This window comes from Mycoplasma procyoni (genome assembly GCF_017052595.1).
Lineage (GTDB): Bacteria > Bacillota_I > Bacilli_A > Mycoplasmatales > Metamycoplasmataceae > Mesomycoplasma_A > Mesomycoplasma_A procyoni.
On the sequence record NZ_JAFIDB010000010.1, the window covers coordinates 1 to 23427 of the forward strand.

General features: G+C 29.9%; 26 protein-coding genes and 9 tRNA genes. 8 read left to right on the forward strand and 27 right to left on the reverse strand.

The genetic code is table 4. The annotated features are described in order from the left end of the window. Positions 1-45: 45 nt before the first annotated feature. From JV122_RS03690 to rpsL, 4 genes are all read right to left on the reverse strand, one after another. Positions 46-378 (reverse strand): hypothetical protein, encoded by a 333-nt coding sequence (locus JV122_RS03690; RefSeq protein ID WP_205843173.1) that lies wholly within the window; start codon positions 376-378, stop codon positions 46-48. 193 nt (positions 379-571) lie between these two features. Beyond that, complete coding sequence (gene fusA, locus JV122_RS03695) at positions 572-2659, reverse strand: elongation factor G (protein ID WP_205843174.1); 2088 nt, start codon at positions 2657-2659, stop codon at positions 572-574. A gap of 6 nt (positions 2660-2665) precedes the next feature. Next, positions 2666-3136, reverse strand: coding sequence for a 30S ribosomal protein S7 (gene rpsG / locus JV122_RS03700; protein WP_205843175.1), 471 nt, complete (start codon positions 3134-3136; stop codon positions 2666-2668). 31 nt (positions 3137-3167) lie between these two features. Next, complete coding sequence (gene rpsL, locus JV122_RS03705; RefSeq protein ID WP_205843176.1) at positions 3168-3581, reverse strand: 30S ribosomal protein S12; 414 nt, start codon at positions 3579-3581, stop codon at positions 3168-3170. Positions 3582-3780: 199 nt separating this feature from the next. Here rpsL and JV122_RS03710 point away from each other — a divergent pair, with 199 nt between their 5' ends. Genes JV122_RS03710 through JV122_RS03720 form a run of 3 tightly spaced genes read left to right on the forward strand, consistent with a single transcriptional unit; the run spans position 3781 to position 7037 of the window. After that, a complete protein-coding gene (locus tag JV122_RS03710) occupies positions 3781-4464 on the forward strand; it encodes a hypothetical protein (RefSeq protein WP_205843177.1) in 684 nt (227 codons plus the stop codon). A 10-nt stretch (positions 4465-4474) separates the two neighbouring features. Further along, positions 4475-6289 carry a S8/S53 family peptidase gene (locus JV122_RS03715; RefSeq protein WP_205843178.1) on the forward strand — a complete coding sequence of 605 codons (1815 nt, stop codon included), beginning with the start codon at positions 4475-4477 and terminating at the stop codon, positions 6287-6289. Beyond that, on the forward strand, positions 6267-7037 hold the full coding sequence (locus JV122_RS03720; RefSeq protein WP_205843179.1) for a hypothetical protein: 771 nt from the start codon (positions 6267-6269) through the stop codon (positions 7035-7037). The genes JV122_RS03715 and JV122_RS03720 overlap by 23 nt, the downstream gene beginning before the upstream one ends. Positions 7038-7054: 17 nt before the next feature. Here JV122_RS03720 and JV122_RS03725 read toward each other — a convergent pair whose 3' ends face one another. Genes JV122_RS03725 through pyrH form a run of 5 tightly spaced genes read right to left on the reverse strand, consistent with a single transcriptional unit; the run spans position 7055 to position 10851 of the window. Next, positions 7055-7717, reverse strand: coding sequence for a ribonuclease HIII (locus tag JV122_RS03725; protein WP_205843180.1), 663 nt, complete (start codon positions 7715-7717; stop codon positions 7055-7057). Continuing rightward, positions 7717-8655 (reverse strand): Cof-type HAD-IIB family hydrolase, encoded by a 939-nt coding sequence (locus JV122_RS03730; RefSeq protein WP_205843181.1) that lies wholly within the window; start codon positions 8653-8655, stop codon positions 7717-7719. The genes JV122_RS03725 and JV122_RS03730 overlap by 1 nt, the downstream gene beginning before the upstream one ends. 14 nt (positions 8656-8669) lie before the next feature. Next, on the reverse strand, positions 8670-9581 hold the full coding sequence (locus JV122_RS03735; RefSeq protein WP_205843182.1) for a phosphatidate cytidylyltransferase: 912 nt from the start codon (positions 9579-9581) through the stop codon (positions 8670-8672). After that, complete coding sequence (gene frr, locus JV122_RS03740) at positions 9581-10132, reverse strand: ribosome recycling factor (RefSeq protein WP_205843183.1); 552 nt, start codon at positions 10130-10132, stop codon at positions 9581-9583. The genes JV122_RS03735 and frr overlap by 1 nt, the downstream gene beginning before the upstream one ends. Positions 10133-10134: 2 nt before the next feature. Beyond that, on the reverse strand, positions 10135-10851 hold the full coding sequence (gene pyrH, locus JV122_RS03745; RefSeq protein ID WP_205843184.1) for a UMP kinase: 717 nt from the start codon (positions 10849-10851) through the stop codon (positions 10135-10137). Between the two features lie 108 nt (positions 10852-10959). Between pyrH and JV122_RS03750 the strand changes: the two genes are divergently transcribed. Continuing rightward, the gene (locus JV122_RS03750; RefSeq protein WP_205843185.1) at positions 10960-11649 is read left to right on the forward strand and encodes a PQ-loop domain-containing transporter; all 690 of its coding nucleotides are present in this window, start codon (positions 10960-10962) and stop codon (positions 11647-11649) included. A gap of 27 nt (positions 11650-11676) precedes the next feature. Here JV122_RS03750 and JV122_RS03755 read toward each other — a convergent pair whose 3' ends face one another. The 10 genes from JV122_RS03755 to JV122_RS03800 form a co-directional block, all read right to left on the reverse strand. Then, on the reverse strand, positions 11677-12873 hold the full coding sequence (locus tag JV122_RS03755) for a Y-family DNA polymerase (RefSeq protein WP_205843186.1): 1197 nt from the start codon (positions 12871-12873) through the stop codon (positions 11677-11679). A gap of 49 nt (positions 12874-12922) precedes the next feature. Further along, the gene (locus tag JV122_RS03760; RefSeq protein ID WP_205843187.1) at positions 12923-13138 is read right to left on the reverse strand and encodes an acyl carrier protein; all 216 of its coding nucleotides are present in this window, start codon (positions 13136-13138) and stop codon (positions 12923-12925) included. 7 nt (positions 13139-13145) lie between these two features. Beyond that, positions 13146-13571 (reverse strand): MHO_1590 family protein, encoded by a 426-nt coding sequence (locus tag JV122_RS03765; protein ID WP_205843188.1) that lies wholly within the window; start codon positions 13569-13571, stop codon positions 13146-13148. Further along, the gene (locus JV122_RS03770; protein ID WP_205843189.1) at positions 13543-14721 is read right to left on the reverse strand and encodes an MHO_1580 family protein; all 1179 of its coding nucleotides are present in this window, start codon (positions 14719-14721) and stop codon (positions 13543-13545) included. The genes JV122_RS03765 and JV122_RS03770 overlap by 29 nt, the downstream gene beginning before the upstream one ends. Then, on the reverse strand, positions 14714-15058 hold the full coding sequence (locus tag JV122_RS03775) for an MG284/MPN403 family protein (protein WP_205843190.1): 345 nt from the start codon (positions 15056-15058) through the stop codon (positions 14714-14716). Before JV122_RS03775 ends, JV122_RS03770 begins: the two co-directional genes overlap by 8 nt. An 89-nt stretch (positions 15059-15147) precedes the next feature. Further along, positions 15148-15224 (reverse strand) — tRNA-Asp (locus tag JV122_RS03780). A 77-nt stretch (positions 15225-15301) separates the two neighbouring features. Further along, positions 15302-16255, reverse strand: a complete 954-nt coding sequence (gene ruvB, locus JV122_RS03785; protein WP_205843191.1) for a Holliday junction branch migration DNA helicase RuvB — start codon at positions 16253-16255, stop codon at positions 15302-15304. After that, positions 16233-16901: a Holliday junction branch migration protein RuvA gene (gene ruvA / locus JV122_RS03790; protein ID WP_205843192.1), complete on the reverse strand. Its 669-nt coding sequence runs from the start codon at positions 16899-16901 to the stop codon at positions 16233-16235. The genes ruvB and ruvA overlap by 23 nt, the downstream gene beginning before the upstream one ends. A 148-nt stretch (positions 16902-17049) precedes the next feature. Continuing rightward, entirely contained in the window at positions 17050-17742 is a 693-nt protein-coding gene (rsmG, locus tag JV122_RS03795) for a 16S rRNA (guanine(527)-N(7))-methyltransferase RsmG (RefSeq protein WP_205843193.1), read from the reverse strand. Beyond that, positions 17729-18694 (reverse strand): ribose-phosphate pyrophosphokinase, encoded by a 966-nt coding sequence (locus JV122_RS03800; RefSeq protein ID WP_205843194.1) that lies wholly within the window; start codon positions 18692-18694, stop codon positions 17729-17731. Before JV122_RS03800 ends, rsmG begins: the two co-directional genes overlap by 14 nt. A gap of 84 nt (positions 18695-18778) precedes the next feature. On the opposite strand from JV122_RS03800, the gene JV122_RS03805 reads away from it, so the two are divergent. The 4 genes from JV122_RS03805 (at position 18779) to JV122_RS03820 (ending at position 22193) form a co-directional block, all read left to right on the forward strand. Next, the gene (locus JV122_RS03805) at positions 18779-19339 is read left to right on the forward strand and encodes a GNAT family N-acetyltransferase (protein ID WP_205843195.1); all 561 of its coding nucleotides are present in this window, start codon (positions 18779-18781) and stop codon (positions 19337-19339) included. Between the two features lie 8 nt (positions 19340-19347). Further along, complete coding sequence (locus tag JV122_RS03810; RefSeq protein WP_205843196.1) at positions 19348-20598, forward strand: TatD family hydrolase; 1251 nt, start codon at positions 19348-19350, stop codon at positions 20596-20598. Positions 20599-20671: 73 nt separating this feature from the next. Next, entirely contained in the window at positions 20672-21451 is a 780-nt protein-coding gene (gene rsmA / locus JV122_RS03815; protein WP_205843197.1) for a 16S rRNA (adenine(1518)-N(6)/adenine(1519)-N(6))-dimethyltransferase RsmA, read from the forward strand. Between the two features lies 1 nt (position 21452). Beyond that, positions 21453-22193 (forward strand): type III pantothenate kinase, encoded by a 741-nt coding sequence (locus JV122_RS03820; protein WP_205843198.1) that lies wholly within the window; start codon positions 21453-21455, stop codon positions 22191-22193. Between the two features lie 122 nt (positions 22194-22315). Here the strand turns inward: JV122_RS03820 and JV122_RS03825 are convergent. The 8 genes from JV122_RS03825 to JV122_RS03860 form a co-directional block, all read right to left on the reverse strand. Next, positions 22316-22391: transfer RNA gene (locus tag JV122_RS03825), tRNA-Phe, on the reverse strand. A 2-nt stretch (positions 22392-22393) separates the two neighbouring features. After that, a tRNA-Asp gene (locus JV122_RS03830) sits at positions 22394-22470 on the reverse strand. Positions 22471-22472: 2 nt separating this feature from the next. Next, positions 22473-22548: transfer RNA gene (locus JV122_RS03835), tRNA-Met, on the reverse strand. A 48-nt stretch (positions 22549-22596) separates the two neighbouring features. Beyond that, a tRNA-Ser gene (locus JV122_RS03840) sits at positions 22597-22687 on the reverse strand. A 1-nt stretch (position 22688) separates the two neighbouring features. Continuing rightward, positions 22689-22765 (reverse strand) — tRNA-Ile (locus tag JV122_RS03845). Between the two features lie 37 nt (positions 22766-22802). Next, positions 22803-22879 (reverse strand) — tRNA-Met (locus JV122_RS03850). Position 22880: 1 nt separating this feature from the next. Further along, positions 22881-22957: transfer RNA gene (locus JV122_RS03855), tRNA-Ala, on the reverse strand. A gap of 2 nt (positions 22958-22959) precedes the next feature. After that, positions 22960-23036 (reverse strand) — tRNA-Pro (locus JV122_RS03860). Positions 23037-23427: the final 391 nt, after the last annotated feature.

Consider the following 23427-nt stretch of genomic DNA (forward strand, 5'->3'; position numbering starts at 1 on the left):
ACCTTGAAGAAGAATTATTGTATAAAGAATTTATGGAGATATTATCTAAAGTGCTGTTATAAAAAAATATCAACTTTTGTAAAAAAGTGATATTTCTTGTTTCTTGCCTAAACTGGGAAACACAGGTTGTACTGAAGTATCTCCTGTAGTTGGCGGAGTTGGTGGTGTTTGTGTTTGATCGCTTGGAGGATTTTCGCCTTTATCATCACCAGGTTTTGATGGCGCATCTTTTGGAGGATTGGTTTGAGACTCTGCAGGTGGTGTTGTCTTTTCTTTTTGTGTTGAAGGTTGGCAACTTAGTGCAACTGTAGGAATTAATAGAACGCTTGAAGATAGTCCTAATAATAGTTTGTGTAATTTAGCTTTTGTTGATTTCATAATTTCTCCTTTATTACTTAATTTACTATATTTTTATTATATAAAATCGTCGTTAAGTCTTAAGAAAAAAGCTAAAAAAGATAATTTACCAAAGGTGCTATAGTTTTGATAAAAGTTAGTTATTTCAAAAGTTCAAAAAAAAAAAAAACAAGCAGAAAATGCTTGCTTTTGTGTTTTTTAGGATGAAATATTATTATTCTTCATCTGCTTTAATTGCACGTTTTTTGATAATAACGTCAGCAATTTGTTTTGGAGTAACTTCGTAGTGGTCAAATTGCATTTGGTATGTTCCACGTCCTGAAGTCATAGATCTAAGTTGTGTTGAATAACCAAACATTTCTGATAAAGGAACATCTGCTCTAATGATGTTTGCTCCATCACTTCTTGTTTCTTGTTCTTTAACTTGTCCTCTTCTTCTTGAAAGATCTCCCATAACATCCCCTGAATAATCAGCAGGAACAACAACTGAAACGTCCATAATTGGTTCTAGAAGAACTGTTCCAATAGCATCTTTAGCTTTTGTAAGAGCTTTAGAAGCTGCTATTTTATAAGCCATTTCAGATGAATCGACGTCGTGGTATGAACCATCAAATAAAGTAGCTTTAATGTTAATCATTGGGTATCCAGCTAGAATCCCTGAAGCCATTTTGTCTTCAAGTCCTTTTTGAATTGATTTAATGTATTCTTTAGGAATTTTTCCACCAACGATTTTGTCAACGAATTCAAATCCACCATCTGGGTTTGGTTCAAACTTAATTCATACGTGTCCGTATTGTCCTTTACCTCCAGATTGTTTGATGTGTTTTCCTTCAACTTCAGCTGCTTTAGTAATTGTTTCACGGTATGAAACTTGAGGTGCTCCAACTGTAGCTTCAACACCAAATTCTCTTTTTAGACGGTCAACAATGATGTCTAGGTGTAGCTCACCCATACCAGCAATAATTGTTTGCCCTGTTTCTTCGTCTGTTCATGTTCTGAATGTTGGGTCTTCGTTTGCTAGTTTTTGTAGACCGATTGAAAGTTTTTCTGTAGCTGCTTTTGAAGCTGGTTCAAGAGCTTGAGAAATAACTGGTTCTGGGAATACCATTTTTTCTAGAACAAAGTGTTTTGCTTTTTCTGAAATTAAAGTATCTCCTGTAACTGTATCTTTAAGTCCAACAGCTGCAGCAATATCTCCAGCTCTAACTTCTTCGATTTCTTCTCTTGAGTTAGCGTGCATTTCTAGAATACGTCCAACTCTTTCTTTTTTGTCTTTTGTTGAGTTGTATACATATGATCCTTTTTGTAGAACTCCTGAGTATGTTCTAAAGAATGTTAATGTACCAACGAATGGGTCGTTCATGATTTTGAAAGCTAAAGCTGAAAAATCAAAATCATCTGAAGCAGGAACTTCAACAACTTCTTCACCGATGTATCCTTTAATAGCTGGAACATCAATTGGAGAAGGTAAATAATCAACGATAGCGTCAATCATTTTCTTAACCCCTTTGTTTTTAAATGATGTACCACAAACTACTGGGAAGAATTCAGAAGTTAGAGTAGCTTTTCTGATTGCTTCTCTTAATCTATCTGCAGAAACTTCTTCTCCTTCAAGAGCCATCATCATGATTTCTTCATCGAAGTTAGCAACTTCTTCAACTAATTTAGCTCTCATTTCTTTAGCTTTTTCTAATAATTCAGCTGGAATTTCGATTTGTTTTGCTTCTTCTTCTTTTCCGCCATCATATTCAAAAGCAGTCATTTCAACTAAATCGATTAGTCCTCTGTAGTCGTTTTCTGCTCCGATGTTTAATTGGATAGCAACTGCATTTCCTCCAAGTCTTTCTTTAACTGAACGGATTGAAGCTTCAAAGTCAGCTCCTGCTTTATCCATTTTGTTAACATAAACGATTCTTGGAACTTTGTAGTTTGTTGCTTGTCTTCAAACTGTTTCTGTTTGAGGTTCAACTCCTGATTGAGCATCAAGAACTGCTACAGCTCCATCAAGTACTCTAAGTGAACGTTCTACTTCAACTGTAAAGTCAACGTGTCCTGGAGTATCGATGATGTTAATTCTTTTTCCTTTTCAGAATGCTGTTGTAGCAGCAGAAGTAATTGTAATACCTCTTTCTTTTTCTTGTTCCATTCAGTCCATTTGTGAACCACCATCGTGTGTTTCACCAATTTTGTGGATTTTTCCTGTGTGGAATAAAATTCTTTCTGTTGTTGTTGTTTTACCTGCATCGATGTGAGCCATAATTCCGATATTACGGTAGTCTTTTAATTCGTATTTTCTAGACATATCAGATTATCATCTAAAATGAGCGAATGCTTTATTTGCTTCAGCCATTTTATGTGTATCCTCTTTTTTCTTAATAGCTCCACCTGTGTTGTTTGATGCATCGATGATTTCGTTTGCAAGTCTTAAGTCCATTGTTTTTTCTGCTCTAAGTCTTGAGTAGTTAATTAATCATCTTAATGATAATGTTTGTTTTCTTCTTGCAGAAACTTCCATTGGAACTTGGTAGTTTGTTCCTCCGACTCTTCTTGATCTAATTTCAAGTTGAGGTGTAATGTTGTTGATTGCTTGTTGGAAAACTTCTAATGGTTCTTTTCCTGTTTTTTCTTTAACGATATCAAAAGCTGAATATAAAATTGTTTGAGCTGTTGATTTTTTTCCGTCTAACATAATAGCATTAACTAATTTTGTAACTAATTTAGAGTTAAAAATTGGATCAGCTAGAACATCACGGATAGGTGCTTGTTTTCTTCTTGACATAATTCCTCCTGTATTTGTAAATTAATTAATGTTATTTTTTAGGTTTTTTAGCCCCGTATTTTGATCTTGCTTGGTTTCTTTTGTTTACACCAGCTGTATCTTGTGTTCCTCTAACGATGTGGTATCTAACCCCAGGTAAGTCTTTAACTTTTCCTCCACGGATTAATACTACTGAGTGTTCTTGTAGGTTGTGTCCTTCTCCTGGGATGTAAGCTGTAACTTCCATTCCGTTTGATAATTTAACCCTTGCATATTTTCTTAAAGCAGAGTTAGGTTTTTTAGGTGTCATTGTTGCAACCCTTGTACATACTCCACGTTTAAATGGTGAAGGTAGTTTTGTTTCTTTTTTGTGTAAAGAGTTGTAACCAACGATAAGAGCAGGAGCTTTAGTTTTTCTAACTTTATTTTCACGTCCTGTGCTTACTAATTGTGCTATTGTAGGCATTTTTGTGTCCTTTCTTTCTTTTTTATAAAATGTTATTCAACTTAACTTAAATATTAAGCTTAAAATATTATACAACAACTCTGCCGAGTGTATCAAAAAAAAGTTAAAAAAATTAAAAGTTGATTTTTTTGTATTTTTCTTCTGTATTTTTTATCTTTTTGTTTTTTTACTTTTTTATTTATTTAAAAAGTTAGATAATTTGAATATAAGGAGGTGTAGAATTAAGAAAACTATTTTAAGTCTTGTTTTTTCTTTATTTATTGGTTCAGCGAGTCTTTTTTCTTGTTCGCATGCACTTCAACCACAAATTAGAGATACCTTATACATCAAAGACAAAACCAAGAGAAATAGTCTCTTGTTTTGAGACGATGGTGTATATATTCAAAAAGATAAAACAAGAATAGAATTTGTAAATCTAAAAAATAAAATGGAGTTTGAACTAACTAAATCTCAAAGTTTTAATTCCCTATTTTTAAATAAAAATACCGAAAAAGTAAATAACGCCATTGTAAATGTGTGAAATAGAGAAAATACAAAAAATTTAATTGGAGCAGAAATTAAATTTTTAAACAATAATGCATTTAGCGATGAAAAGCATCAACATGTTCTATTAAATTTTTACTTCTTCGATGTTATGCGTTTAGGTATGGAAAGGCTTGATTTTAGCGTTGATTATAAAGGTTTTGAAAATAATGCCTTTATTTTGGATGTTAATTACAGAATTCCGATAGTTAAAGGTGAAAACAAACTTAATTTTTCAACAGAAAGTTTGTTTATAGAAAACAACTCAAGAGAGCTAAAAATCAAAATGTTTTCTTTTGTAGAAAAAATTCCAAAAAATTTAATAAATGATAGTTTTATTGCAAAAATAAAAATTTTATAAAGGTGAAATTATGAAGAAAAAAATTTTGTTATTAGGCTTACCTATAGTGCCTATTGCTTTTAATATTGTTTCCATGAAAAACATAAATGAGAATGAAAATGTTTTCAGTAGACAAATACAAGAGTATGATTCTATTTTTAAAAAGTTATATGATAAATTAGGATTTACAAATGAAGAGTTGCAAATAGCTTCCAAATCAAAAGTTAAAATCGGCATAATTGACGGAGGATTTGTAGATTCAAATATTTTAAAATTTGGAGGTAACACTTTAAAAGAAATAGATTTAAGTAGCAACTATTCGTTATTAGAGAATAAAAGTAGAAGAAATTCGAATTTTGTTCATTATTTTAAGGAAGATGCATATTATCCTGAATTATATAATAAAAATTTTCAAGAATCTTGAAATGTAAATAAACATGCAACGCAGATTGCTTCTCTTCTTGTTGGGGATTCAGGATTATTTAAAAAGGGAGAAATTTTTTCTGCAAAAATGCCAAGATTGAATTCAGATTTCGAAAAAAGAATTGAAGAGATATTAATTTATTTTAAAGAAAACGGTGTTAAACACATAAATATAAGTTATTCATTTTCAATGTCTTCTGTTCTCATAAGCGCTATTGAAAATATACACAATTTAATAACAAGTTCTCCTGAAGATTCTCTTGAGTGAAAATTAAAATTAGTTCATGCAAACGAATCTGTCATAACTGTTTTTGAAAACCAAAAATTTTATTCAAAACTATATTATTCTGGTTCTTCCTTGCTTGACGAATATGCTGAAAAATATAAAATGAAATTTTTCATTTCATCTGGAAATTATTTTAAACTATATGAAAAATTTGAGAAATGACTTGAAGAATTTAAAAAATACATTTATAAAAAAAATAGCAATGAAATCGTAAACAGAAGTCTAGAAGAAATTATTGCTTATTTGGAAAGAAGAGAAAAAGAAGTTAAAGATTATCAGAAAAAAATCGCAAGTAGCAACAACTATTTCACTTCATCAAAAAACACCTTTATTGTAGGAGCAAGTAATTTTGACAGCGGAAAATTAGAAGATTTTTCAGACGGTGGAAATGAATACTTTCCAAACTCTCCTTTAATATTGGCTCCTGATTCATTTAGTGAAAAAAATATTTTGTTAAACACAAATTGAAGAGATAGTGTTTCAAAAATTGATGATGATAATGAAAATATGTTTACTGGTACAAGTTTTTCAACACCTATAGTATTGGCAATGGTACTGCTATTAGAAACTAAAGAAAATAAAGAATTCGACATTCCTCAGCTTAAGCTTGCAGTTGCTGGCTCAGGAAATTCAAATAATGTTTTAGATAAATCAAATTTTGCACACGGAATTATTAATTGAAGTAAACTTAAAAGATTAATTTATTCTGTTAAAAAAATAAATATCAAAGATTTTAAAAATGGGGTTTATGAATCTAATAATATTCTTAATTATTCAAATAAAAGGATAAGATTTTTATTTGGCACTTTTTCAAAATTACACAAATTACATAAAGAACTTAGAACGATAACTGAAGAAGAAATTTTGAAATATATAAATCCGTTCTTTTTAACTTTTAAATATAAAAGCAAAGAAAAAACTTCTGTTATATATAATTTAATTCATCGTTCAGATTTTGAAGGGGGTTTCTACTTCCCGAATTATACAAGTTCCAATTTATCTGAAGAAGGGCCATATTCTAATTTTATTCTTCCTGTTGAGAAAAAATTCTTCATTTATACAAATAATAAAGCATCTGAAAAATCAGAAGTGGAAGACGCTTATGTTCTCTTTTTTGAAGAAGACCCAATTTCTTAAATTAATCATTTCCTTTGCAATTATTCCATTATTTTCACAAGTTGTTGTTAGTTGTTCTGATGAAGAGAAAAACTATAAAGCAATTTATCTTCTGAAATCAACATTAAAAAGAGATAATCTTTTTGATTTAAGTTTTAAAGAGGCGTTTTTAATATCTGATTATTACTCATTTAATTTAAGTTCTATTAATGAATCGGGTTCAATTGATGAATACGATTATAACAAAGAAAAATCAAACAACAAAAAGCCTTTTATTGAATCTTTAAAAGGTTTATTACAAAGAGAAACGAACAATAAAAATCTTTCTTACTATAGCGAAAATACAGAAAATTCCCTTTATTTAGAAGATTATATTCCTTATGAAGTGTTTTGAATTAAAAAGGGGATTATAGATACTAACAATGATTATCTATTAATTAATCTCTTTGAAATAGCGATAAGTGATTTAGAGCGGAATGACAATTCTAAGGACAAAAAATATTGAATTAATCAGCTTAATTTAGATCTAAAAAATTTTCAATTTATTTATGAAAAAAGACATTCTACCATCCCAACTTATGACCAAAAAACTTACAATATATACCAGACAAAATTCAAACAAAGCGACCCTAAAACACAAAACGACTACACAATAACTATAACAACAAAAAGCTTTGTGTTAACTGAAGAAGAGTTTCAAAATATAATTGATAATCATAATAAAAATTCTTTCTTTTCTCTTGGTCAAACAGAAGCAAATAAAAATTAACCCAAACAGGTTAATTTTTAAATGTTGTCTATTATTTCTTTTGTGGTTTTGAAGTGAACTTTGGCTACATGCACTAAATTTTCGTATCCATGTTGCTTAATAAATTCTTTTGCTGCCTGCTTAACCATATTGTTAACTCCAAGAGGGAAAACAAAATTTCATTCTTCTCTTTGTTTTTGCATGTAATCCAACAGTTCTGCACGAGCAATGATCGATGCACAAGCAACTTCTAAATATTTATCTTCAGCTTTTGTTTCTAAAATTAATTTTGAATTGATTTTAGAGAGTGGAAGCTTTGAACTTAAAAGTTTTTGAATATATTTTTGAATTGAATTTGTGGTTGAAAACTGATCTATAATCACTTCTGAAACAGCGTGATTTTTTTCTAAATAATTAATGTTCATTAAATGAATCAGCATCTTAAGTTCGTTTGCGTTTAAGTCTTGAATTAGTTTGTTGTAATTTTTTTGAGACAGAATTGTTGTCTTAAATACAGTATTTTCCTTTATAAAAGGTGCAACTTTTCTAATTTGATCATCACTTAAACGTTTTGAGTCTCTGATTAAGTTGTTTTCTAAAATTAGTTGTTTTTTGTTTTCAGGAATGAAAAGTGCAGTAGCAATAACTGGGCTAAAATAGTCGCCAACTCCAGTTTCATCACATCCTAATAAAATTTTCACTAGGTAATTTCCGCTTCTTTGTTGTTTCTTGAGTGTCTTACTTTTTTAGACTTCATAATTTCTTTTTGAGGATCTTTTAGGAATTTTTTGATGTAGTATCCAACTCCGCCTTCTTTGTTTGTCTTCTTAAGAGCTACAGTTGCTAGTTTTTTAACTCTTGCATCACTGTTTCCCATTGCAACAGCAATATTTGTTACATTGAACATTGGAACATCGTTATATCCATCTCCAATACTGATTGTATTATCAATGTCAATTCCGTAGTATCTCATTAAAAGAGAAACTGCTTTTGCTTTGTTTACCCCAACTGAAGTGATGTCAAAAACAGGTGTAAGTCCTTCTCCTTTTGATCAAGAAGAAAACTCTCCGAGATCTCCGTATTTTCTTTCAAGATATGTTTTTAGCTCATAAACATCTGTAGTTTCTTTAACATCAAAAACGATTCCTGTAGGTTTAAGAGGCAGCTTGTTAAGATTGATTCCTACAGTGAATTTTAGAGAATCTGAGAATCCGAAAACTTTTTCAAGAGCTTCATCTCTTTTTTGTAATTGAACTCAACCAGGTCCTTCAATAGCTAAGTTTGACATTTCTTTTTTAACTTTTTTATCACCTAAAATATAAAGCATTTCATTTAGGTTTAAGTAGTGAATTTGTGGAATAAAGAATTCATCACTTGGGTTGTGAATGTGCGCACCATTGTAGTTTCCTACAACTGTGTTTAAACCTAATTTTTCATAAATTGGCTTTGTACTTCTTCATGGACGTCCTGTAATAATACAGATTTTGTGTCCTTGTTCGATTGCCATTCTTAATGCTTCAAATGTTTCTGGGTGTATTTCTCCTGTAGATGAATTAGAAAGAATTGTTCCATCTAAATCAAGTGCAAAAAGATAAGTAGGTGCTTTTTTTGGTTTTTTTGTGGTTTTTTTGTTTTCCATATATTTCTCCTAATTTAAATAAAAATTGAAATTAAACCTGTTAGTGTTAAAACAACTAGGAAAGTCGAATCGAAACGATCCATAATTCCTCCGTGTTCTTGAAGAATATTAGAAAAGTCTTTAATTTTAAGAGTTCTTTTGATTGCTGAAAACAGCAAGTCTCCTAAAATCGAAACAACAGGTAAAAGAATAGAACAAATTAAAATAAATAATCAATTTATCTCGATGTTTGCTCAAAATCCTGTAAAGTAAAAGGTTAAAAATGTAAATAACGCAGTAATTGTAAATGAGAAAATTGCTCCTTCTCAAGTCTTTTTAGGCGAAACTTTTGGAGCCATTTTGTTTTTGAAAAATCTGTGTCCTAGTAACATTCCCCCGATAAAGCCAGATGTATCAGAAATAGCTGCTACAGCACCTATTGTAAGTGCTAATCAGAAAGAATACACATTAAGAACTAAAAAAGATTTTACAAAAATCGGAATAAAGCTAATTGTTAAAAAGACAATTAAATACTTTTTAAATGTATCTTGATTTTTTTGTTTTTCAGTTAGAAAAACAACTAAAACAAGAATTAAAAATAAAGAAATAACAGCAAATTCATAGATATGAATCTTAATAATTGGTTCTAGGGCTTTTAAATCTGAAATCCCTGAATTAATCATATTATTGAGTTTTTCGAAGGGTAGGAAATAATAAAGCAAGCTAATTATTGTAAAAATTAAGGTCGTTCATTTTGTTTTAAAAACATTATTGAGGACTTCAAAAATTCCATATGTTCCTAAAATTAAAAATAAAACAGTTCCCGAAATTCTTCCAGCCACTCCTGCTCCATAAGTTAAATAAAGAAGCGGGACGATTATTAATAACAGAACTACAAAAGTTAGAGATCTCTTAAATAGTTTATTTTGTGACAACTTCGTTTTCATTATATGGTCATTAAATCTTTTTCTTTTTCTGCAGCAATTTTTGAAATTAAATCTATTTTTTTATCTACATAAACTTGAATTTGGTCTAAATATCTTTTTTGTTCGTCTTCTGTTAGCTCTTCATCTTTTTTAATATCTTTGTTAATATCTTGTCTTGCTACTCTGATTCCAACTTTAGCATCTTCAATTGTTTTTGAAAGACCTTTAACCATTTCTCTTCTTCTTTCTGTTGTTAAAGGAGGGAAAGTTAAACGAATTTGGTGTCCTTCATTTACAGCTTGAACTGATAAGTTTTGAGCAACAATTGTAGCATAGATATCTTTTGTTGAAGAGATATCAAAAGGTTTTATAAGTATTTGTTGAGCTTGTGGAACAGAAATTGAAGCAATTTGTTCAATTGGTGTTGGTGTTCCGTAGTAGTCTACTTTAATGTAAGCTACAAGTTGAGGATTTGCACGTCCTGTAGATATTTTAGATAGCTGCTTTTCGAAATTTTCAATAACTTTTTGTGATCTATCTTCAAGTTCCATTAAATATAAGTCTAATTCCATAATTAATTCATTACCTTTGTGTGATTTATTTTTCCTTCGACTGCTCTAATAATTGAGTCGTCATCGTTAATGTTAAATACTATTAATTTTATATTGTTGTCTCTGGCCATTGAAAAGGATGTTGAATCCATAACTTTCAAGTTTTTTTCAATAATTTCATCATATGTGATAGTGTCAAATCTTTTTGCGTTTGGGTTTGTTTTAGGATCTGAATCATAAACTCCCTCAACGTTGTTTTTTCCAGCAAGAATAACATCAGCTTTAATTTCTGATGCAAAAAGAGTAGCTGCTGTGTCTGTTGTAAAGAAAGGTCTTCCTGTTCCTCCAACAAAAATTACTATTTCTTTTTGTTCTAAATATTTATTTGTTTTTTCATTAATGTAATATTCTGAAACTCTTTTATCAATGTCAATTGATGAAAGAACTCTTGTTGCTAGACCTTCTTGCTCAAATCCAGATTGAAGAGCAAGTCCGTTCATTACTGTTGCAAGCATTCCAATATAGTCTGCTCTTGTTCTTGAAATTCCGTTTTTTTCAGCAGAAGCCCCTCTTCAGAAGTTTCCTCCTCCAACTACTATAGCAATTTCAATTCCTTTTTCTTTTACTTGTTTTAATTGTTTAGCTATTTTTTTAACTAATTGATAGTCAATCGCTAAACTATTTGCTTTGTTTGCAAGACTTTCACCAGAAAGTTTTAATAATATTCTTTTATACTGCATAAACCACCTCTTATTTTATATATTTAAATTTTACTATTTTTTTGCTTTTAGACAATAATTTTGTTTATAAATGGTAAAATTTTATAGAAACAAATTCAAAGGAGAAAAATGTTAGGCATTTTTATAGAGATCTTTGGATATATCGGTGTTGCTGTAACGGTAGCATTTGTTATCCCACAAATAATTAAAACTTACAGAGAAAAAACAGCAAAAGTTAACATGTTGAGTTTCTACATTTTCTTTGCTGGAGTTGCTCTTTGATCAATTTATGGAGCATTTTTAGCAAGTAAGGCAGTGCATGTTGTTGTTGCTAACTTAGTCTCTCTTGGTTTAAGCACAATAACCATATCACTTCTATTAAAATATAGCGAATCTAAAGTTTTATTACCCTTTATTTTTGTAGGTGTAATAATTAATTTAGTAGTTGTTGTTTTATGTATTTTAGCAATTTACAACGGATGGCAATTTGCTCATATTTCAATAACTTACATTATTTTAGCTTTAGCTGCATCTTCAACTTCTTTTGCCTTTTTACCTCAAACAATACAGGTTATCAAAACAAAAGCTGTAAGAGATCTTTCAATTATCATGCTTGGTTTAGGATTTATGGTTAACTTTATTTGAGAAGTTTATTGAATCTTAACACCAATTAATCTAAATTGAAATATGGCTGATCACATTGATACAATTTATGTTTTATTAGTTCAGTTATTTGCGATGATAATTTATTCAGTCCAAATTGCTCTAATTATTAAATACAAAGAAAAAGCAAAACCAAAAAAACAAAAAGCAAAATAAAACGAAAACACCGCATTGAGGGTGTTTTTAACTTTTGAAAAACCTTTTTACGACCTTTGATTTCTGTTTTTCTTTTTGAAAATCAGACACACTCATTAAAGCACGATGACCAATAGTTTCATTGACTTTTAGGATCAATTCTTTTTCTTTTGTATAGTCTTTATCTTCATCAAAAATAGCTCTTGTTACATAAGTTTCTTTTTTGAGTTCTGGGAAAAACACAAGTAAAGACTTGATTTTTTGTTCTTCTCAAAGGAAATCAAAAAGCTTAAGCACGCTTTTATAAATAATTTCAAAATCATTTGTTTCTTTGGGTAATTTTATTTTTTTGCTTAAAGGGGCTTTATTTGAATTAAAGATGCTCAAGCCTACATAGTTTGTAATCATTAGTTGTCTTTTGAGTTTATTACTTAAATTTAAACAGATTGATTTAAGATACTCAAGAGCAACAGTTCTTTCTGTTATTTCTTTGTTAGCTTCGAAAGTGACTTGCTGCGAAATGCTTTTTGGATCGTGTGCTTTATAGTCTACAAAGTCGTTACCGGTAGATGTCAAATCATCGATAACATCTAGTATTTTTTTTCCCATTTTTTTCATTAATACAGGGTTTTTCGGGGCTTTTAGTAGAAAATCATTTACTGTTTTAATGTCTTGAGAAACTAAAAATTCTGCAGTTCTTTTTCCGATTCCGTAATATTTATGAATTTCTAAAGGAAGAATATCAGTTGCTATCATTTCTTTTGAGATGAATTTCACGCCAAAGGGCTTTGCTTGATTTGTAGCCATTTTTGCTAATAATTTGTTGTGCGAAATTCCAACACTAACAGGAAGTTGCAACTTGTCCATAATCTGTTTTTTGACGAATTCCCCCATTTTTTCCTTTGTAGAGAATTTTTTTGAAAATTCTGTAACATCAACAAAGCACTCATCAACAGAAAGCGGCTCAATTTTATATGTGATTAATTTAGCTAAAAAATCAAAGAAAAACTGCGATTCAGAAGAGTAGAGTTCGTGTTTGGGATTGACTATAATTATATCTGGGATAATTTTTTTAATTTCTTTTACTAATCAAGGGACTTTTGCTCCTCTTTGTTTAGCTTCGTAAGAAAGAGAAACTGCAATTGAATTTTCTCCTTTTGAGGCAATTGCTACAGCTTTTCCCTTTAAAGAAGGATTGATTTTTCTTTCTGCAGAAACAAAGAAGGAGTCAATGTCAATGTGCATTATAACTTTATACATTTTTTAAAATAAATAAATGCAAGATAACTTGCATTTATTTTTTCTTTGATTCAATAATAGATATAATATCTGAAATCTTCTTGATTGACATTAATTCTTCATCAGAAACTTCGATGTTTAACTCAGTTTCTAAATCAGAAATTATTTCAACAAAGTCAAGAGAATCAATTCCTATTTCGAAAACTCCACTTTCATCGTCGAATTTTTTCTTTGTGTAAGTAGATAATTTTTTATATACTAAATCTTTCATACAAGAATTATAACCCATAACGAATGGAGAAGTGATAATTTTTTCTTAAAATTTGATTTTCATACTCTCAAATAAATTCTACATTTGCATTTTGATCGTCTTTTTTGTCATGAGCAAATTTAATGTTTCCATAAGAAACACCCAATTTTTTGATTACATCTTTTATAAAAAACGCAATCATTTTGTCTGTAATTACAGGTTTTTTGTCAACTATTTCAATTAAGTGATAGTAATCTTTTTGATCAATTGAAGGGAAAACATCTTCAACTTTAAGTTGGTATTGCTGTTCTTCATTGTGTTCTTGAACAAAAGTTTTAGTTTGTGAGACTGCAAAATAAGTCCCAACTCCAGCAACTCCAACACCAGCAACTCCAGAAGCACTAATAATTAAAATCTTTTTGTTTTTAGCGAGGCTTTTTAGAATCTTTTTCATCTTCATCTTCCTCTCTTTTATTGCTAAAATAAAGGTTTTTCAGTGCTTCTAGAGATAAATTTGAATCGATTACATACTTAAATTGTTTGTTTTCAATTAAGCGAAACTCGGATTCTGAAATTTCAGATTCCTCATATTGATTAATTAATAACTTAACAACACCTTCATCTTTGTCCAGTCATCTTTTTTCGATATTATGTTTAAAAGAAAGGGAAATATCTTTATAATCGTTATTAATTGAAAGATTAATTTTGGCAAAGATTTGTCCAGAGAAGTTGAAAGGAACTAAAAAACCTCTCTTGGAATTATTGTTTACTCCTTTTTTGACTGTTGAAGTTTCAAAGTCATAGTAAGTTTCATCTGTTATTCTAATTTCACCAATTTCTGTTTTCCCTTTATATTTTTTAGGATGAGAATGTCTGTAAAAAGACACATTCAATTTCTCTTTGTTTTCTAGGGGAAGATTTTCAACATTTTTTGTAACGATAGCTATATCTCTGTCTAAAAGTTCAGATTCAGCTATTTTATCGTTATTTGCAACAACTTTAAAAAGGACTTCATTGTGTTCACCTTGAACCAATGGCATTTTGTAAAAAGTGATATTATTGAAATAGATTTTAGTTTGGCCGTCTTGATAATGATCTTCAATATCATTAACAAAGCTTGCTGTTCTGTACATTTTCATTGTTTGAAAATTCAATGCATTTTCAACGAAAAAATCACTTTGTTTATTAGGATTTTTATTAAAAGTAAGTTGACTGATTAATAAAGGGTTATTAGTTGTGTTGTTTGTGCTGACAATGCTCATGTTTTGGATGTCAGAAAATTTGATTTTTGTGTTTTGAATAAAGGGAAAATAAAACGTTTTGTATCCTTCAACCTTTATATCTTGCACAACTTTTTGCTCAATAAGCGTGTTATTGATCTCAATTTCTGTTCTGACAGATTTTTCTGTTTTTGAAAAGTATGTTACTTTGATGACAAATGTGTCATCTTTGATGTTTCTTTTAATTTCGATGTATTGTTTGTCTTCTTTATCTCTTGTAGAAGGTATAAGTTTTCTTTTAGAGATATCGATTATTTCTTTTATATTTGCTATTTCTGTTTCTTGATTATCTTTTATTTTGTAAACTACAGGTGCATTATTCATATAAGAAGTGAATAAAACGATCTAAAGCTGCATTCAAGTCTTTGTAATATGTGCTTTTTGAGCAATAATCTCTATATCAAAGCGGGTCGTTTGAACTAAATTCTTTTTCCAAAATGAACACATCTCTTTTTGGAAGTAAAGAGATAATTAATTCAAATGTGGTTGGCCTTGATTCAAATTCTATTTTTTCTCCATTTTCATCAAATTTTGGGAACTCATTTGCATTCATTATGTTTGCAAATTTAATTTTTTTAGAGACTATAAAAATGTTTCTTACTAAATTTTTCTTTTCGTGTAAAGAAATATTGGCAATGGCATTATGATTAAATTGATTCATATTTTTCCTTTCGCCTTTTTCCAAAAGTGAAAAAAGAACAAGTAACTTCTAACTCATTCTAATTTTATTCGGCATTACACTATAATATATGGCGGTCCAGACGGGGATCGAACCCGCGATCTTCTCCGTGACAGGGAGACGTATTAAACCACTTTACCACTGAACCACTTGTTTATTATATTATAACACGTTATGATAAAATTAGAAATCTTTTATTATAATTTATTCTTTTTGCGTTAGTTTTTAATCTACATTGAAGTTGAGATAATCATAACCTTTAGCAGTTATTTTTCTTCCTCTGCTTGTTTTTTCTATCAAAGAATTTGATAGCAAGCTAGGTTCTATGTTTTTTTGAATATTTTCTCTTGATTCTTTTAATATTCCGCAAATTACATCGAGCGAAACTGATTTGGATTTAAAGATATTTCCGAGTAATCTTAAATATTCTATGTGAAGGTTGTTAAGGCCTTCTTTGTAAATTCCGATATTTTTCAGAGTTGTATCAACTAGTTTTTGATCTATTTCTTTTGTTTCTTGATAAATTGAAAAATCTCTAACTCTTTTCAGAATGTTATTTGCAATTCTGGGTGTACCATTTGTAAATTTGGTTATGTAAGAAATCAGATCATCAGCTAGTTTTAGTTTGAGTTTGATAGATGAATTCTTGATTATTTTGGACATTTCAAAATCGCTGTATGGTTTGAGTTTTGCAATGAAACCAAAACGATCTCTTAGTGGTTGACTAAGTCCATCTATTTTTGTTGTTGCTCCAATCATTGTAAATTCCGGAAGGCGCATTCTCATTATCTTTTGCTCACCATCAACACCTATTTGAATGTCCAAAACAAACTCCTCCATTGCTGTATAAAGCAGTTCTTCAACATTTTTGTTGACTGAGTGAATCTCATCAATAAAGATAATATCACCCTTTTTAAATGAAGCAAAAATTGATAAAATATCTGATTTTTTCTCTATTAAAGATCCTTGAATAAACTTAATTTGACCTTCAGTTTCTGTAGAAATGATTTTTGCTAAAGTTGTTTTTCCCAGTCCTGGCGGACCGTAAAATAATATATGATCAAGTGTTTTTCTTCTTTTTTTGGAAGAATTAATTAAGACCTTTAAAGTATTTATTAATTCTTCCTGACCAATAAATTCATCAAAATTTTTTGGTCTAATTTCTAAATTCTCTTGCATTTGAAATTATCTTAATCGCCTGTTCAACTAGCAATTCAAAATTTTCATTAGGCTCAACAACTGACAATGCAAGATCGATTTGTTTTTTCTTGAAACCAAGAACTCTTAGTGTTTCCTCAAGATCAGAACTCATTTTCATATCAAGTTTTGAAGCTGATGTTGCGTTTTCAAGTTCTTGCGCTAAGTTCTCAACGATTTCATCGCCATCAACCTCAGATTCGCTGTTTTGCTGTCTTGATTTCATTGATTCAACCATTTTTTTGTATTTCTTTTCGAAATCAAAAACAATCTGTCTTGCGATTTTAGGTGTGATGTAAGGATATTTAGCAATTTGCTCTCAGTTTCCTTCAGAAATATAAATCATTGACTTCTCTCATCCGTGAGACAAGAAATTAATTGCAGTCTTTGGACCGATTCCGTTTATTGTTATCAAGTCCTCAAAGAGAATTCTTTCTCAAAAGTTTTCAAAACCATATGTGGTTTTTTGATATTCACTTTCTCAATGATAGAGATAAATTCTTCTTGTTTCTCCTTTCTCAAATCTTTCTGTATTTGCTACATAAATAATGTGGCCAGCACTGTGACTTTCTAAAATTATGTAGTTGTGATTTTTGAAAATTATTTTTCCGTATTTGTAAATTTCCATTATGTGACCTCCACACTAGAATAGAAATTTTTTGCAAAAAACCACGAGAAAAGGAAAAATTTGGGAAATCCTCTAGATTCTTTCCTAAATTTTTCCACCAAAAATCAGCAAAAAAATTGACAAAAAACAGATTTTTGTCAAAATCTGTTTAGTGTATGTTTTTAAGAATTTTTTCTCATTTTCTTGGAAAAACTTCTGGTGTTTTGTCTGTTTTTGAAAACGAGAAGGAGTAATTATCTTTATCATTTTGTGTGTTAATTTTTTCAATTTTTGGATCAATTTTCAGCTCTGACATTATTCAAGAAGCTTCTTTTTGTTCTTCAAAAACCTTTGGACCTTTTAAAAAAGAAAACACAGATCCTTTTTTAGCTAAAAAGTGTGTGACTTCGATTAATTTTCTTAAGTCCATTACAGCTCTTGCGCAAACAAAATCAAATTTTTCTTTTTCTTTTGATTCTTCTGCTCTTATTTTAAAAGCATTCATTTTTAAATTTAATTCTGCTTTTACAATATTCAGAAAGTCAACTCTTTTTTGCATCGGTTCATATATTGTTAAGTTTACATTTTCATTTATTATTGCATAGGGAACAGAGGGAAATCCTGCTCCAGCGCCTACATCAAGAAGTTCTATGTTTTTATTTATTAATCCTTCTTTTTGAAATTGATTTTGAAGAAAAACAATTGATTCAAAGATTCCTTCTTCTCAAAGTTTATCTCCACTAAATCCTGTTAGATTCATGTGTTTATTCTTTTCTTCAATCAATTCAACATATTTTTCTAGTTTTAAAAAAGCTTGTTCATTATTAACTATTTGTCTTGTTTTTTCTTTAAATGAGGTCATCTTTAAAACCTTTGTAAATATCAGAAACAGAAGATCTGTTGATTGTTGCGTTTATAACTTCTGATATGAAATCACAAAGTGAAACAACTTCTAATTTAGAGAATTTTTCCATATTTTCGTGTTCGATTGAGTCTGTGATAATAACTTTATCAACAAATTCACTATTTTCAAACATTTCAAATCCTTTTGAAAAAATTCCGTGTGTTGCAACAATTGTAACACTTTTTGCACCGTGTTCTTTTACAGTTTGTGCAGCTTTTAGAATTGTTCCACCTGTATCAATGATGTCATCAACAATGATTGCATGTTCTGAATCTACTGTACCAATCATACCTAAAACTTCTGTTTGATTTGTACCGATTCTACGTTTATCAATAATTGCGATTTTAATTGAAGCAGATAATAATTCTGAAAGAATTCTTGCTCTTACAGTTCCTCCGTGATCTGGTGAAACTACAGTAAATTCGTGTTTTTTCTGTTTTAGTCTTTTGGCTAAAATGAATTGACCTCTAAGATCATCAAGAGGGATGTTGAAGAACCCTTGAATTGAAGGGTTGTGTAAATCAACTGTGATTATTTTTGTTGCTCCTGCTGTTTCTAGAAGGTTTGCAACAAGTTTTGCAGCAATCGGTTGTCTTCCTTTTGCTTTTCTGTCCTGTCTTGCATATCCATAGTAAGATAAAATAACAGTAATTTCCTTTGCACTTGCTCTTTTTAGAGAGTCAATAAAGATTAATAACTCCATAATATTGTTATTAACTGGAGTGTGAGTACTTGCTACTATAAATACATTTGAATTTCTTACAGTTTCTGTAGAATTCAACATAACTTCTCCATCAGCGAAAACTTCTTTTTTGATAGGAGTTAAAGGGATTCCTATTTTTTCTGAAATTTTCTTAGCTAAATTTTGGGAATTTTCCATTCCAAACAACACATTTTTTTCGTATTGCATTTTTTGCTCCTTAATGTAAAATTAAACTATATATTATTAAATTATATAACTTTTAGTAAAGTTTTAAAACATTAGGAGGCTAAAATGGACTTAAAATTTCAAAAACTCGAACTTCAACACAAAGAAATTTTCGAAAAAACTAATTGAGACTATCAGTTTCTGTCTTTTGCGGGAATTGATGACATCAAAAATAGCTTCAATCAGGCTTTTGAGTGAATGAAACTTAATTCAGAAGGTAAAACGAAATTTGATGTTATGGGCGAGTTTCTATTTCTAATTGATAAAGATAAAGATATAAATGAAATATTAGCAATGGTAAGTGTTAGAAAACCTAAAAATGATACAAGCAAAATAATAGAACAACACGGACACATCGGATATTGAGTTAATCCTAATTTCAGATCAAAAGGAATTGGAGCATTTTGCTTGCAGGAAGGTCTAAAATTCATCCATGAAAAATGAAAACTAAAAAGCATTTATATAATTCATAAAATTTCTAATAATCACTCACACAAAATAATTTTAAAATTCAATCCTCAATTAATTTCTAAATACAAAATTGAAAACGAGGAATTTCTCAAATGAGAAATTGAAACAAATCAATGAAATAAAAACAAACTTAATAAAATAGATATTTTTAAATAGGAGAAAAAATGGCAAACTGACAATTTAAAAAAACACAACCAAAATTCGAAACTTTATATTCTAATTCAAACTGAAAAAATAATCTTTTTAGTTCTGAATTATTTGAAGAATTTGAATATAGTAATTTTAGTACTTTGAATGCTCTTGTAAAAAAAATTGAAAATCCAAAAAATAATCTTTTATTTTTTGGGGATGTTTACTTTTTAGTGGACTTGGACGAAGAAAATACAGAAATTTCCTGTATTTTAGCAATTTTAAAAAGAAAAAGTGATAATAAAATTTTTGTAGAATTTAAGATTAATAGCTCTTTTGTTAGTTATTCTTGAGACGAATTTATTGTTAAAAAATCTCTTCAATTAGCTAAAGAAAAACATAATACAGAATCTGTTTTTTATCTTAATAATTCAGATTCCAAAAGCGACTTTTTTAGTGATTTAATGATTTTGGAATCAAAAGAAAATGATGCATTTTTATGTTTATCAACAGACTACAAAGAAAGTGATTTAATTGATTTGCACGCTCATCCTTTAAAAGGATACTATGAAAACCCTACAGAGGAAATTCAAAATAATTTTAAAAATGGTATTTCAAAAATGCTTTTTGTTGGAACTTCTTGAGACGAAAATACAGAAATAATGCAGGAATTCAAAAAACACAAAAATGTTTTTCCAGTTTTAGGAGTTCATCCAAATGATGTAAACGATAAAGAAGATTACACAGAATTAAGAAACTTTATTACAGAGGACGTTTATGCAATTGGTGAAATAGGTCTTGATTTTCACTACGATGACAATGCATCCAAAGAAACTCAAATCAAGGCACTAAGAGAACAAATTCAAGTTGCTCAAGAATTTAATCTCCCTGTTATTTTACACATCAGAGAAGGTCTTGCAGAGTTTTATGAATTATTAAAAGAAGAACAATACAGAAAAACCACCTTTATTTTCCACACTTACAGCGGAGATAGAGAATGAACTCACAAATTCTTGAAGTTTGAAAATGTTTACTTCTCTTTTTCAGGGGTTATTACTTACAAGAAGAATTTTGAGTCGAGAAAAGTTGTTGAAATGATTCCGCTTGAAAGAATTTTTTCAGAAACAGATGCTCCTTATTTAGCTCCTGAACCTTTTAGATCACAAACCAATCACTCAGATTATGTGAAATACACAGTTGAAACAATTGCTTTAATTAAGAAAATATCAATTTCTAAATTAAAGCAAATTATTGAGCAAAACTTCCAAAAAGTTTTCAAAAAATAACAATATAAAGCGATTTAACCAAAATAAATCGCTTTTTTTGTTAAAATTTATATATAGAAATAAAAGGATTTATATGATTAATAAAACTATAAGAGCAAAAAAGAGATTCGGTCAAAATTTTTTGATAGACCAAAATGTAATAAGTACAATTATAAAAACGGCAAAACCAAGTGGTAAAGAAATAATAGAAATCGGACCAGGACAAGGTGCGATAACAACTTATCTTTTGGGAAGTGCAAAAAAAGTGACAGCTTATGAGATTGACAAAGATATGGTATCTATCTTGAATAAAAAAATTTCAGCACCTCATTTTGAGTTAATTCAGGGAGACTTTTTAGAAGCGAAATTTGAGTGAGAAGGAAAAAAAGATGTTGTTGCAAATCTTCCTTATTACATAACAACTGATATTCTTTTTAAAATTTTTGATAGTATTGAAAAGTTTTCAAAATTAACGATTATGGTTCAGGATGAAGTTGCTGAAAGAATTATTGCAAAGAAAAATACACCACAATACGGAAAACTTTCTGTTAGTTGTCAGTTCTTGGCAAATGTAAAAAAAATTATTAAAATACTTCCTGAATCTTTTTATCCTCAACCAAGGGTAAATTCAGCTGTAGTTGTTTTAGAATTCAAAGAAAATATTGACAAAGAATTCATGAATTTTTTCTTAGAATTTATCAAGGCTTGTTTTTTTATGAAAAGAAAAAAATTAGAAAACAATCTCAAAGTATTTATGTCTAAAGATCAAATTAAGGAAATATATTCTAAACTAAACCTAAAACCAAACGTTAGACCACAAGAATTAGATTTAGAAGAATTTTTAGAAATTTTTAAAATGTGAAGGGAAAGGTAAAATGACACTTTATATAGATTTAGGTAACTCAAACTTAAAAATCGGTTACATAAAAGACAAAAAAATGAAAATTAACACAATTTCTACTTCTTTTGATAAAAAAGAAATTGAAAACATATTACTGTGAATTAAAAAAGACTTAAAAGAAGAAAAAATTGAAAAAGCCCTTATTTCTTCTGTAAATAATGAAAAAAATCCACTATTACTATCTTGTTTAAACAAAGAAAAAACTAATGTACAATTCATTAATTTTGCATCCTTTACTAAACAACAACTAACTGCAAAAAAAATCAAAAACACAGCAGAAGTAGGGAGCGATATACTGCTAAATGCTTTTTATGTTGCTCAAAATTACAACAGTGCAATCGTAGTTTCTTTAGGAACAGCAACTGTAATTTCAAAAATATTGAACAAAAATATTGAAGGTGTTACAATAATGCCTGGAATTGAATTAAGTTTAAAATCTTTAGTTGACAATGCATCAATGATTGAGGATTTTAAATTAGTAGCACCTAAAAGCGAACTTGGTTTAACTACTCAAAACGCTATTTCAAGTGGTATTTTGAATGGTTCTATGTATGCAATAGAAGGATTTCTAAAAGAAATTAACAAAGAAAAACTTGCAGTTATTTTCACTGGTGGAAATAGTCAATATCTAAAGAAAACAATTGAAAAATACAGTTCTGTTGATGATATGGTTATTAAAGCTCTTCACCTTTGAGACCAACAAAAAATAGTCTAAAAATGAGGTTTGCACCTCATTTTCTTTTTGCAAAAATTAAAAATCCCACCAAAGCAGATGATTGAGGCGGGATTTTTTGAATAAAAAAAAATTCACTAATGTGAATTTGGCCATTTCTGAAATGGTGGCTCCGACAGGAATCGAACCAGTGACACACGGAGCTTCAATCCGTTGCTCTACCTACTGAGCTACAGAGCCAATGGCGGTCCAGACGGGGATCGAACCCGCGATCTTCTCCGTGACAGGGAGACGTATTAAACCACTTTACCACTGAACCGTTGGTTGCGGAGGTAGGACTCGAACCTACGACCTTCGGGTTATGAGCCCGACGAGCTGCCGACTGCTCCACTCCGCTATATAAAAAAAAGATATTGTTTACAAGTTATTACCTTATCAACAATAATGGCGGGCAATGAGGGATTTGAACCCCCGCGGGCGGTGAAGCCCCTGCTAGTTTTCAAGACTAGTCCCTTCAGCCTCTTGGGTAATTGCCCATGGTGGACCCAACTGGACTCGAACCAGTGACCGACCGGTTATGAGCCGGTTGCTCTAACCAACTGAGCTATAGGTCCACTAATTTTAGGTTAAGGAACCTATTCGGTTTCCATATGGTGGCTCCGAAGAGAGTCGAACTCTTGACCTTCCGGGTATGAACCGGACGCTCTAACCAACTGAGCTACAGAGCCATGGTGGAGAGGAAGGGAGTCGAACCCTCTACCTCCTGCGTGCAAGGCAGGCGCTCTAGCCAGGTGAGCTACCCCCCCAATGGTGAAGAAGACAGGATTTGAACCTGCGACCACTACGACCCAAACGTAGCGCTCTGCCAAGCTGAGCTACTTCTCCGTTATATATTCTACCAACTTTTTAAAAATTACAAAGCATTTTTTTAATTTTTTTTATTTTGGTACTCAACTTGCCTTATTATTATATAACTTTTTTAATTTTATTTATCCAATATGCGGTTTTTTTACATAAATAGCTTCTAGTTCTAAAATATTTTCTGATTTTTCAAAAACTAAATTTTCAAAATAACTAAAATTATTAATTAAATATAAATAATCAGGTTCTTGATCTAAACCTTTTTTTTCTACTAGTTCTATATTAGAAACCCGAGTTTCAAAATTTTTAACAATTTAAGGTACTAAAATTTAAATTTTAGCAGTTTTTTAATGTCTTTTTCAGTGATATATAGTTTATTTAAATCAACATTTATTTCTTCAAAAAAGTTCAATAT